Origin of the sequence: Streptomyces sp. NBC_01260 (assembly GCF_036226405.1) — a bacterium.
In the GTDB taxonomy this organism is placed as follows: domain Bacteria; phylum Actinomycetota; class Actinomycetes; order Streptomycetales; family Streptomycetaceae; genus Streptomyces; species Streptomyces laculatispora.
In genome coordinates this window covers 4,871,131-4,883,167 of the sequence record NZ_CP108464.1, presented here as the reverse complement: position 1 = coordinate 4,883,167, position 12,037 = coordinate 4,871,131, and the positions used below count along the sequence as shown (strand labels likewise).

Here is a 12,037-nt window from a genome sequence, read left to right as displayed (position 1 = left end):
ATCTGATTCTCCATCACCATTGCACCAACGCGGTCTCGATGGTCGAGCCAGGGCCCATAGTCATCAGGACGCCGTAGTCGCCGGCCTTGGTGACCTTCTCCTTGAGCAGCCGCTCGTAAGAGAAGAGGAACGAGCCGCTCGACAGATTTCCGTAGTCGCGGAGTACGCCGGTCGTGTGCCGGACGTCATGGCGCGTGAGGCCGAGGTTCACCCGGACCGCGTCGATGACCTTCTTCCCGCCCGAGTGCACCAGCCACTGACTGATGTCGCTGCGCCGCAGTCCGGCCCCCGTCAGTAGACGGTCGACGACCCGCTCCGCATGGGCACCGACCACGTACGGGACGTTGGGATCGAGATAGAAGCTGAACTTCCCCTGCGCGTCGTCCCAGTCGAAGCGCATCGCGTCGATCGCGTCGGTGATGAGGTGGCTTGCAAACCCGAGGAGGCGGGGGCTGCCGGAACCCGATGCGGGATCGGAAGGCCCGTGCGCGGCGTCAGGAGTGTCGGCCACCAGAGCGATCGCGGCCGCACCGTCGCCGAACAGGCTGTTCACCACCGCGGCACGCATCGTCGAATCGATGATATAGGCGGCCGAGCATGCCTCCGCGCACAGCATGACAGCGACCTTGCCGGGGTTGGCCACAGCCCAGCCGGCCGTCGCATTGAGGGCGTTGAGACCTGCGTTGCAGCCCATACCCACTACATCGACCCGGCTGGTCTTAGGGAGGATGCCCATCTCGCGCATGAGGAGGGCGCTCAGGCCGGGGGCGAGAAAACCGGTGGTGGTCACGCAGCACAGGTAGTCGATGTCGGTCAGCTCGATGCCGGAGGCCTCCAGGCAGGCCCGTACGGCCTGAGCACCCATGTCCAGGGCGAGCTTCTTGTGCTTGGCGAGCAGTTCGCCTTGGACCTCCGGGAGGCAGTTGCCATCGGCGTCCTGTGGCGGGACGGTCAAGTACCGTCGGTCGATCGCGCTGTTGAGGAAGACCGAGCGGACCTTCGGATCCGTGATCTTGAAGAGCTCGAGTAGCTCAAGCTGCGAATAGGAATTCTCCGTATTCGCCGTGCCGACGCCGACAATTCTGGCGGCGCCTGTGTTGTTCTTTCCCTCGGGTGCCAGGACTTCAGCGAGGAGGAGGTCCTGAACACCCGCGCTGCTGGTCATCGGAATGTCCACCCCCACATACGGACCTTGCTGCGGATAAGAGGTACTGCTGACAGCATGTCGATCACCCTTCCGGGAGGTTGGCCGAGGTGTTGGAGGAGCGGGGCGAGCTCAGGTGGTAGGCCGCGGGGCAGCCGACTGCGCCTTGATGAAGCGAGCCAGGCGTCCGATACCGTCGGCGATCTCCGCATGGCTCAGATAGCTCACGGAGAGGCGAAGGCCGTGCTCGCCACCCCCTTGCGGGTAGAAGTACGACATGGGTGTCCAGATCACCCCGAATTCCTCCGCTGAACGCTCCAACGCGGCGTTGTCGGCGCGGAACGGGACGCTCACGGCAAGAAAGAAGCCCCCACTGGGCTCGTTCCATCGGATGCCGAGCGCTTCTCTCTCGTCCTTCGGGAACGTCTCCTCGAGCTGCTGGAGCGTCACCCGCATCGCGTCGCCGTAGTACTGAGCCGTCTTGGAGTTGAATTCCGAAGCCCGTCCGTCGGCAGCGAGGAGCATGCCGGCCACCATGGCCTGAGCCACTGGCGATGTGTTCACCGTGACCATGCTCTTGATCTTGGTGAGTTCCTCGGCCAGGAGTCCTGTGCCGCCCGTGCTGTCGACGACCGTCTGATCCGCGACGACGAAGCCGACACGCGCGCCGGGGAAGAGCGTCTTGGAGAGCGAGCCGAGGTGAACAACCCGTCGGTCACGGTCCAGGGACTTGAGGCTGGGCAGCTGGTTACCCTCGCTCACCAGCCTGTAGGGGCTGTCCTCCAGCAGGAGGATGTCCTCGCGGGCCGCCAGTTCGAGGAGCTCATGACGGGTCTTCAGAGGGATGGTGGTGCCCGAGGGATTCGCGTGGTCCGGGATGACATAGAACGCACGAGGGCGGCGTCCCTGAGCCCGCTCCGCGCGGATCGCCGCTTCGAGATCGGCGCACCGGAAGCCGTCGATGTGCTCCGCCACAGCGGTCAACTCGGCATCGAGGAGGCGGGCCGCACCCGTGATCCCGACGTAGCAAGGGCTGGAGACCAGAAGGACGTCCTCCGGACCTGAGATCAGCGCCCGCACCGCGAGGAGCATCGCCTCCTGGCAGCCGACGGTGACCACGATCGACTCGGGGGGAACGTCGATGTCCTCGTCCTTGCGAAGCCAGTCAGCGAGCACATCGCGGATCTGACCGCTGGTCGGACCGTACTGGAAGAGTGCGGAGCGAACCTGGTCCGGCGAGGCTCCACCCGCCACCAGGTGTTCCATGTAGCGACGGAGGTACTCGAAGATCTGCTCGGTCTCAAAGAAGCCGTCGTAGGGACGGCCGGGAGCGAACGAAACCGCGTCGGGGTAGCGGTGCGTGATCTCGTTAAGGAAGTTCATGGTGTCGAGGACCGGGTCACCGAGGCTACCGTGCAGATCCTCTTTGAGCAGGCTCGAGCCGTTCGACGGCAACCGCCCGAGTGCAGTCCCCACCCGTGCTGGAACGTTCGGCCGGGCAACGGCCGCAGCAGACCGCACCAGGTCCGGCCGCACTGCCGTTACCGCGCTCGTACCCGTGAGCGTCATCGCCTCCCTGAGCTCCTCCGTGAGGATGCTCAGAACACGTCGGACGCCCTCTTCCTGACCTACCGCCAGGCCGTGCAGCACGGGCCGCCCCAGCAGAACCGCGTCGGCACCAAGCGCCAGCCCCGCAAGTACGTCCGCGCCGTGCCGTATGCCTCCGTCGAGAAGCACCGGGCAGGCTCCCGCTACCTCCTCCGCGATCTCCGGCAGTACGTCGAGTGTCGCCGGAGCACCGTCCAGCTGCCGACCTCCGTGGTTCGACACCACGATGCCTTGGGCGCCGGACGCGATCGCCTGCTGAGCATCGGAGGCCGTCAGAATCCCCTTGACCAGCACAGGGAGTGAGCTGAAGGAACGCAGCCACTCGATCACCGACCAGTCGAGGGTGGCGTCGAACTCGGACCGCGCGTGTCCACTGGGCGAATCGAAACCGGTACCAGTGAGGTTCGCGGGTTCGATTCCCGGCGGCAGCCGGAAGTCATTACGCAGGTCGCGCAGTCGTCTGCCGAGATGCGGGGCGTCCACCGTGAGGACCAGAGCCTCGAAGCCGGCTCGCTCGGCACGCTCGATCAGCTGACGTGTCGTGTCGCGGTCGCGGAAGCAGTACACCTGCAGCCACAACGGACAAGACGCGGCCGATGCGATGTCCTCAAACGTGCGCCCCGCGAAGGTGCTCACAACGAGGGGCACGCCGGTCTCTCCTGCGGCCCGCGCCGTGGCAACCTCGCCCTCCGGGTCGGCCAGCGTGTGGTAGGCCACAGGGGCGATGGCAAGCGGTGCCGCCCAGGCGCGGCCGAGGATCCGTGTTCCAGTGTCGGGGTAGGCGACGCCGCTGAGTACACGCGTGTTCAGACGTACCCGGTTGAAGGCCTCCACGTTGGCTGCGAGCGTGCGCTCCTGCCCGGCACCGCCGTCGATGAAGTCCCAGACGCCGGGGGACATTCTCTCGCTTGCCTGGGCGGCATAGTCCGCCAAGGTGAGCGCGCTCGACGCGGCACTGCTGGCCCCTGAGCCGTTCACGAGGCAGTCAGACGGTCGCGCTCCACCGCTTCGTACAGGGCACGTATGTTGGCGCTTCCGAATCCGCGGGAACCCTGACGCTGGATGAGCTCGAAGAAGAGTGTGTTCCTCTCATAGGGCGAGCGGGTGAACAGCTGCAGGAGGTGGCCCCATTCATCGCTGTCGGCCAGCACCTGCGCCTCCCGGAGTCCCGCGATCTCCTCGCCCATCCCAGCCAGTCGGTCGGAGAGCATGTCGTAGTAGCTGTCAGGGGTGCTGAGGAACTCCACGCCACGGTCCCGGAAATCGCGCACCGCGGGGATGATGTCGTCCACCAGGAAGGCCAGGTGCTGCACGCCCGGGCCGGCGTTCCGCTGCAGGAAGGCGTCGAGCTGACCGGCCTCTTTCGTCGGGTCAGGTGCCACCAAAGTGAAGATGACGCGCTCGGACTCGCTGCGCACGACGAGCGAGTCCATCGCCTGTCCGCCGACGGCCACGTACTCGGAGGAATAGCGTGAGAACCCGAAGGCGTCCCGGTAGAAGTCGGCGTAGTCCTCCAAACTGCCCCCTTCGAGGCAGATCGCGACATGATCGAGCAGCCGGACGGATCCTGCCGACCGTGGCTGCGACTCCTGCGCGGCGACCCACCGGCGACCGGCGGGCAACGTGGTGGCCGGGCTCTCCAACAGGGGGACGAGCGTATGGGAGACAGCGCCGAATCCCGACACGACAGGGCTTCCGTACGGCGCCCCCATCGACTTGGCACCGGCCGCCACCGCCGAATCGTGGGTCACCGTCACGTCGTCGCAGGTGAATGCGATGTCAGCGATCCCGTCCCCGTGCTCGTCAAGGAACTTCCAGACTCCCCGGCCCGAGGTGACCACCAGCTGCAGTTCACCCTGCCGAAGGAGTGCGGAACTCCGGTCGACCTCCACTGAGTCCGCGACCCGGGTGAAGCCCATGGCTGAGACGAAATACTCGACAGTCGACACTTTGTCCCGCGTGTACATCTCGACGTGCGCTATGTCCCGCACAGCCATTGGGGGTTCCTCCTGAAGGGCCAGGGCTAAGGAAGATGGTCGGTTCTTGTCAGACACCGCCCGAGGCGGGACGTCCGCTTGACGCGCGCTGCGTTTTGGATGTCCCGCCTCTCGATGACAACGGGGAGTGGCTACCAGCGCCATTCCTGCTGGCCGTAGAGGTGGCCGGCCTTGATGCCGCGGTCCTTGCACCAAGTCATGAACTCATCGATCTGCTTGATCTGGTACGTGTCCTCGGTGTACGTCGTGGCCATGACGTGGCCGAGCCAGGGCTCCTCACCCATGGCGTACACATACGCCTCGTTGGCGCCCAGCTCAGTCATGATCGCGGCGGCCTGCTCGGCATTTGACCCCGAGAGCTTGCGGGAGTTGCTCATCTTCTTCGTGATCGGAATGGTCAGCAGAGCCTGGTAGAGCCAGGTCAGCGGCGCGCCGTCGCACTCCATGCCGAGGAAGGCCATGTCCGCGGTGCCTAGGTGCTGCTTGATGTAGCGGTAGAGCTGCGGGTCGATGCCGGAGGAGTCGGCTCCGATGAAGATCTTCTTGCCGGCGAGTTCGGCCCAGTACGTCGACTTGGCGCGAATGTCCAGGTCGCAGTGCTCACCCAGGAACGGTGTCGCGGTGATCTTGCCACCGGGGAACTCCACCTCGTCGAAGTCGTCGACCTCGATCACCGGGAAGCCCTGGTGCTTGAGCATCAGCGCCATCGACGGGTCGGCGAGATTACCCCGCGAGGAACGCGGCACCACGATCGCTCCAATGCGGCCGCGCAGCTGCAGCAGGGTCTCTAGGACGATGTGGTCCTGGTGCCCGTGGGTGATCACCACCAGGTCGATGAAGTCAGGCAGGTCATCGAGGGTGTAGCGGTCACCGGCAGAGCTGTCGGCGCTGATGAACGGGTCGGTCACGATGGCGGCCTGCGGTGTCTGCAGAACCAGACAGGCGTGCCCGAAGTAGCGGATGCGCCCGCCGCCCTCGATGTGCCGGTCCTCCGCGAGACTGGGCTCAGGGCTCAGCATCCCGGACAGCTGTCCCGCCTGGGCGTCGTTCAGACCAAGCTCGTCACGCAAATGCCCCAGAGTGGTGGGGTGCACACGGGACTTGAACAGCTCCTCTAGTCCGGCGTGCCGGAACGGGAGGTCCAGCTCCAGCACGTCCGGCGAAGGCAGCCGAGGCGTACTCAGGACGAACGGGCGCTCGATCCCCGTCTCGAACGACAGCTGGACCGACTGACGCGACTCCTGGTAGTAGTCGCTGGTGTAGACGATCGGCTCCATGAAGCGCATCTGCGCCTGGTTGTCGGTGTCGTAGGCCAGCTCGACCAGGCCTCCCAGCTCCGGCGGGAGCTTCGGATACAGGGGGGTCAGGTCGAACCCGGTCGCGTTGGCTCGCAGCAGCTCCTGGCCGGCGGCGATCGCCTCGGCGAACTGCAGGATGCCCGCCCTGTCCCGCTTGATCGCGGCGAGCAGGTCGCGTACCTCGTCGGCGCGCTCCTCCGGGATATTGATGAAGTAGCCGCCGCGCAGCTCCGGGTTGTTGCTCGCAGCGATATGCACCTGCGGAGACTGCAGATATGACTCGAGGAGCGGCACTTGAAGGAATGCGAGGTTCATTGCCGCTTGCACCGGCGCCATCGTGTATGGCCAGGCGAAGAACCTGTCCACCAGCGGCTCGGCAATAACCTTCGACCGCAGGAACAGCGGCTGGTCAGTCATCTGTACCCCTACCTCCAGGAGAAAGACAAAAGCATCGGCTTACCCGGAACGCGGGCAGGCCGATTCCCCGTGGCTCACTATTCGGGCCACAGTTCATTGGGAACTTGAATCGACACCATCAGGGAAAAATGGCCTGAAGTTCACGGCACCGATGGGGTGTTGCCCTCCAACAGGATGACTCGGGCGCACTCGAACGAACAATGCTCAACAGCCCCAACACCGGTTGAACGCGTGGCCGCCGGTGTCACCCCGGACAACTCAGTGCGCCTGTTCAACTGCGCTGTCACGTCAGTTAAACAGCATTGCTCTCGTCGAGCTTCTCCCAGGCTCCGTCCCCCATGCCGTCAAGTCCTGCCATCCCTGCTTCAGGACGCAGTTGAACGAATGCGAGGGTGTAGGAGTGACCGCACCTGATCGGGATTGATCCACACGGCGGAGCAGTGCCAAGGTGACGTGCTGCATGCTGAGTCCGGGTGCCAGAACGAGCCGTGTGAGCGAGAGTTCGGACGCGCGCCACGCGCGGGCAGATTCAGTTGGCGCCTGCCATGGCGTCAGCGGACACCGCGAGCGCAGACCACCCGAGACTCCCCGCCCTACGACGAGGAGAGTGCCTTGCCCACCACGAGAACTGGTCGCCCATGCCCTTCGTGAACACCAACGGCATCCGGCTCTCCTACCAGCGCTCAGGGCATGGAGAGCCCGTCATGTTGATCATGGGCTCGTCGGCTGCCGGCCGAGTCTGGACCATGCACCAGACACCCGCGCTCAACCGGGCCGGATACGAGACGGTCACCTTTGACAACCGCGGCATTGCCCCCTCGGACGCTCCCGACGGTGACTACTCGCTCGACGACATGGTCGCCGACACCCGCGGGCTGATCGAGGCCCTGGATCTCGGCCCGTGCCACATCGTCGGGACGTCGCTGGGATCCATGATCGCCCAGGAGTTGGCACGCGGCTGGCCGCAACTCGTCCGCTCTGCAGTTCTCTTGGCGAGCAGAGCACGCTCTGATGCCATTCGGCGCGCGCAGTCGGCGGCGGACCGCGCGCTGAGGGGCAGCGGCATCCAGTTGCCGCCTAAATACGCGGCCGCCAAGAAAGCGATCGAAATGCTCTCCCCCGCAACTCTCAACGACGACAGCTCTGTCTCCACGTGGCTGGACATCTTCGAGCTGTCCGATGGCGGAGAGCCCGCTGCAGGTCAAGCTGCGGCCATCGACCATTCCAAGGACCATCGTGCGGCCCTACGGAAAATCAGCGTCCCGTGCCGCGCCATAGCTTTCACCGACGATCTCGTCTGTCCTCCGCATCTCGTCACCGAGGTTGCTGATGCGATTCCGAACTGCGACCTCATAGAGATTGCCGACTGCGGCCACCTCGGATACTTAGAGCGCCCAGACGAGGTCAATACGGCCATCATCGAATTCCTCGACAAGTACTGACTGAGGGACGCTCCCATCCCTCATCGAGCCTCAACTGGCCACATCTCACCGCGCACAAGAGGAAAGCAAGAGAGCGAGGCAGGTTTCCGTGACCCTTCTTGGCGGTCCACAATTGGGCCCGGCAGGCGTGCGGCGAGGTGAAGACGCCATCAAGGGTGCTCGGGTCAAGGCGAGTACTGTGCGCCGGATCCTGCCCTATGCGCGGCCGTTCCGCAGGCAGGTCGCCCTGCTGCTGGTGACCACCGTCATCAGCGCGGGCATCGCGGCCGCGGGCCCATTGATCCTCAAGAAAATCATTGATGACGGCATCCTGCCCGGGCACCTCGCAGTCGTGGTGTGGCTCTGTCTGGGGCTGACCGGTCTGGCCCTCGTGGACGCGGCGGCCATCTTCGTCCAGAGCTGGTGCTCGGGGCGGGTGGGTGAGGGGCTCGTCTTCGAGCTGCGCACCAAGGTGTTCACGCACGTACAGGCACAGCCGCTGGCATTCTTCACGCGAGCGCAGACCGGCGCGCTGATCAGCAGACTCAACACCGACGTGATCGGGGCCCGACAGGCTGTCACCACATTGCTGTCGCAGGCGGTCTCGACCGTCTTGACCCTGGTGCTCACTCTTGGGGCGATGTTCTACCTGTCCTGGCAGATCACCGCCGCCGCCATGGTGATGATCCCGCTCTTCCTGATTCCCGCGCGGCTGATCGCACGCAAGCTGAAGGGGATCGCCAAACGATCCATGCAGTTGGACGCGGAGATGAGCTCGATGATGAACGAGCGCTTCAACATCTCCGGGGCGATGCTCGTCAAACTCTACGGCCGTACGCTAGAAGAGTCAGAGCTGTTCGCCGGCAAGGCGGGCCAGGTTCGCGACGTCGCCGCCAAGGGGGTCGTCTGGGGCCGTCTGCTGTTCATCATCGTCACCGTGCTCACCTCCGTCACCACGGCTCTCGTCTACGGCCTGGGCGGAGCCCTCACGATCAACGGCACGGTCGAAATCGGCACGCTGGTAGCGATGGTTGCGCTCCTCCTCCGGCTGTACGGGCCCATCAACCAGCTGTCGAGCATGCACACCACCGCGCTGATAGCCCTGGTGAGTTTTGAGCGGGTCTTCGAAGTGCTCGACCTAAAGCCGCTCATCGCTGAGCGGCCGGACGCCCAGGAGCTGACAGACCCGGCCCCAGTCGATGAGCTCGGTGGCGAGCGTTCAAGCGCACCGGACATCGAGTTCGACGAAGTTTCCTTCAGGTATCCAGGCGCCGACGAGGTCTCCCTCGCCTCACTGGAGTCGGTCGCGATGCGCAAGCCGGAGAACGCGAGTAGCGTGTTGACCCTTGAGGAGCTGACCTTCCGTGCCCCGGCCGGGAAGCTCACCGCGCTGGTCGGCCCCTCAGGCGCCGGCAAGACAACGATCACTCACCTGGTACCGCGTCTGTACGACCCGACTTCGGGGGCCGTGCGCATTGGCGGCCACGACATTCGGGACCTGACGCTGCAGTCTCTGCGCGACACCGTCGGCGTGGTCACACAGGACGCGCATCTGTTCCACGACTCGCTCCGCTTCAACCTCTCGTACGCCCGGCCGGATGCTGGTGAGGAAGACCTGATCCGGGCCTGCAAAGCAGCCCTGATCTGGGACACAGTCCAAGCTCTCCCCGATGGCCTGGACACGATGGTAGGTGACCGCGGCTATCGTCTCTCGGGCGGAGAGAAGCAACGGATTGCTTTGGCGCGGCTGCTGCTCAAGGCACCGCCGATCGTCGTCCTCGACGAGGCGACCGCCCACCTGGACTCCGAGTCGGAAGCGGCCATCCAACACGCGCTCAAGACCGCGCTCGCCGGCCGTACCTCGCTGGTGATCGCGCACCGGCTTTCCACCATCCGCGAGGCCGATCTCATCCTGGTCGTCGCCTCCGGACGGATCCGTGAAAGTGGAACGCACGATGAACTGCTGGCGATGGGCGGTCTCTACGCCGACCTTTACAACACCCAGTTTGCCCACCAGGCACCGGAATTGCCTTCTGGTGCACCGATTGCGCAGACAGCCACATTGGATTGAGCGAACGGTGCGGCACTTGCGATGGCTTGAGAGAAGCACCGTGCGTATCCATGGCCACGAAGTCACTTTGCTCAGAGCAGCGAGGTCCCCTGCGGTAGGGCCTTGGCCGGAGTGTGAACGAAGGCGCTTCCCCAGGGCCGAGGTCGCGCAAGTCCTCAGCCCTGGAGGTGGCTGCGGCTACTTCTTCTTGGGTTCAAGTTAATTCGTTCGATTCTTGGGACGTTTGTTGGGGCGGTAGCTCAAGCCGTTCATGATGACCTGGTGGCTGGTGTTGCTCAGCCGGTCCAGTAGCAACTCGGCGACGACGGGATCGGGGAAGAGCGGATACCGCTGGGCGCCCGGTTGCTGGTGATGACCAGTTCACACGGGCTGAAGTGGGAGAGTCGTGACCGGTCACAGCCGGGGTCCACGCGGTGGAGCAGGGCCGGTCCGTGGTGATGCCCAAACCCACGCCCGGTCGACGTCAGTGAGCATTTTCAGCGTTGCCTCTCCAGGGTGAGGACGGCCTTGGCGACTGACGTCATGCGGTTCGGGCTGATCCGGGATCTTCGGAAGATCCGCCAGGACTTCAGCAGTGCCATGCCTTGTTCGACGGGCGCGCGGGACCTGGCCAGAGCCCGGTTGACCGTCCGCTGTGTAGGGGGCAACTGCCCGACGGGCCGGCCGTCTGCGTCCGGTGGTGGCCCAGGGGCCGGCGCCCTGGTAGGCGCGGTCGGCCAGGACAGGGACGCCTTGGCGTTCGCAGATCCGGATGATCCGGTGAGTGCGGGCCACGGTCAGGACGTGGCACCGGCCTGGCAAGGCCAGAGAGATCCACAGCACCTGCCCGGTCGGGTCGGTCACGACCTGCACCTTCACGCCGTGGCGACGGTGCTTGTGCGAGTAGTCGGCCCTGCCGTCGCCCACACGGTCGCACTCGGCGAGCGTCCCATCGAGCAGTAAGTACTCCGGTTCGTGCTCACGCAGGACCTTCAGCAGGCCGGGTGCACGGCCAGCCAGGAGGCCGATCACCGCGGTGGCGTAGGCGTGGGCGGTGCCGACCGAGATGCCGAAGCCGGCCGCTATCTGGGCCAGAGTGTCGTGCTTGCGCAGGTACACCAGACCGACGAGCGCGCGTTGGTGCGGCGGGAGCTTGCAGCGGCGGTCACCCTCGCGGGTGACGATGAGCATGGTGACCCACTCGACCAGCGCATGAGGCAGATCGAGTGCGGCAGGATAGGAAACCAACGAGGCACCCGCGCTGATAAGTTGAGACTTAGAACACCCCCCTCAACGGCACGGGTGCCTCGTGCGTTGTGCCTCCGCCGCCGTCACCCCATCGGTGGCCACTCTGAAAATGCTCAGTGACTTCGTCGTCGACCCAGGCGACGGGGCCCCTGCGGCCCGGTCGCCCCAAGCACGCGTCTTCCCGTGCAGGCCGTCCGGCGCGTCCCACTCGGGTCGTTCCGGCCACATCATCACTGCCGGCTCGGGCAGACCGGTCCGCAGCGCGACGCACTCGTTGGCGTCGGCGATCCGCGTCGTCGCCCAGATCAGATCACACGGCGGTGCGGCCTGTCGGCCGACCTTCTCGCGATCGATCCTGCCCACGAAAAGCAGAGGACGCTGCGCAGAGCCGGTCACCGCCGCGCACCCGCGGGGTCTCCCACGCCCGCAGGGAGTCGTCACCGCTAGAGGCCCCGTCCTGTCTCGCCCGAGCGGACGACATCGCGCTGCCCGCCGACAAGGCGCGACACGACGCGGCGGTCCGTGAAGCGAGGCGTGAGGCAGAGCGTGACATGAGCGCAGGGCGTTCGCCGACGCGTTGAGATCGCCCGGAACGAACTCGGTCCGTACGCCTACGGAAGCCGGCTCCCGGTTCCCAACGGAGGCGAAGACGAAGAGTCGTAGCACCACGAAGCGACCGGTACCTGCCAAGGCTGACGCCATCAGGTACACCGCCTGCTCCCGCAGAGAGCCGGGAAGAGGTTGGATCGCGAGCACCGCGGCGGTCGTGGCCGCGTACGCCGCCACCGCTGTTCCGGCGGATTGCAGATGTCTGCGTATCCCACAGCGGTGGTCCGATCCAAAAGTGAAGCGCG

At 65.3% G+C, this 12,037-nt stretch carries 6 protein-coding genes and 2 pseudogenes; 2 read left to right on the top strand and 6 right to left on the bottom strand.

Annotation, left to right across the window (positions count from 1 at the left end; genetic code table 11):
* Positions 1–13: 13 nt before the first annotated feature.
* From dpgA to OG322_RS21680, 4 genes are all read right to left on the bottom strand, one after another.
* Complete coding sequence (dpgA, locus tag OG322_RS21695) at positions 14–1,165, bottom strand: 3,5-dihydroxyphenylacetyl-CoA synthase DpgA (RefSeq protein ID WP_266411771.1); 1,152 nt, start codon at positions 1,163–1,165, stop codon at positions 14–16.
* Between the two features lie 111 nt (positions 1,166–1,276).
* A complete protein-coding gene (locus OG322_RS21690) occupies positions 1,277–3,730 on the bottom strand; it encodes an aminotransferase class I/II-fold pyridoxal phosphate-dependent enzyme (RefSeq protein WP_266411770.1) in 2,454 nt (817 codons plus the stop codon).
* Positions 3,727–4,806, bottom strand: a complete 1,080-nt coding sequence (hppD, locus tag OG322_RS21685) for a 4-hydroxyphenylpyruvate dioxygenase (RefSeq protein ID WP_266411769.1) — start codon at positions 4,804–4,806, stop codon at positions 3,727–3,729. The genes OG322_RS21690 and hppD overlap by 4 nt, the downstream gene beginning before the upstream one ends.
* Before the next feature lie 74 nt (positions 4,807–4,880).
* On the bottom strand, positions 4,881–6,464 hold the full coding sequence (locus OG322_RS21680; RefSeq protein ID WP_266411768.1) for an MBL fold metallo-hydrolase: 1,584 nt from the start codon (positions 6,462–6,464) through the stop codon (positions 4,881–4,883).
* 638 nt (positions 6,465–7,102) lie between these two features.
* On the opposite strand from OG322_RS21680, the gene OG322_RS21675 reads away from it, so the two are divergent.
* Together OG322_RS21675 and OG322_RS21670 are read left to right on the top strand one after the other, a co-directional pair.
* Entirely contained in the window at positions 7,103–7,906 is an 804-nt protein-coding gene (locus tag OG322_RS21675) for an alpha/beta fold hydrolase (protein WP_266411767.1), read from the top strand.
* An 88-nt stretch (positions 7,907–7,994) separates the two neighbouring features.
* A complete protein-coding gene (locus OG322_RS21670) occupies positions 7,995–9,956 on the top strand; it encodes an ABC transporter ATP-binding protein (RefSeq protein ID WP_266411765.1) in 1,962 nt (653 codons plus the stop codon).
* A 198-nt stretch (positions 9,957–10,154) separates the two neighbouring features.
* Here OG322_RS21670 and OG322_RS41610 read toward each other — a convergent pair.
* Positions 10,155–10,315: pseudogene (locus OG322_RS41610) on the bottom strand (ATP-binding protein); the annotation flags it as partial.
* 117 nt (positions 10,316–10,432) lie between these two features.
* Positions 10,433–11,183 (bottom strand): annotated as a pseudogene (locus OG322_RS21665) (transposase family protein).
* Positions 11,184–12,037: the final 854 nt, after the last annotated feature.

Coding starts and splice junctions, on each gene's coding strand:
- dpgA (WP_266411771.1), bottom strand. CDS start 1,165: ATGACCAGCAGCGCGGGTGTTCAGGACCTCCTCCTCGCTGAAGTCCTG.
- OG322_RS21680 (WP_266411768.1), bottom strand. CDS start 6,464: ATGACTGACCAGCCGCTGTTCCTGCGGTCGAAGGTTATTGCCGAGCCG.
- OG322_RS21675 (WP_266411767.1), top strand. CDS start 7,103: ATGCCCTTCGTGAACACCAACGGCATCCGGCTCTCCTACCAGCGCTCA.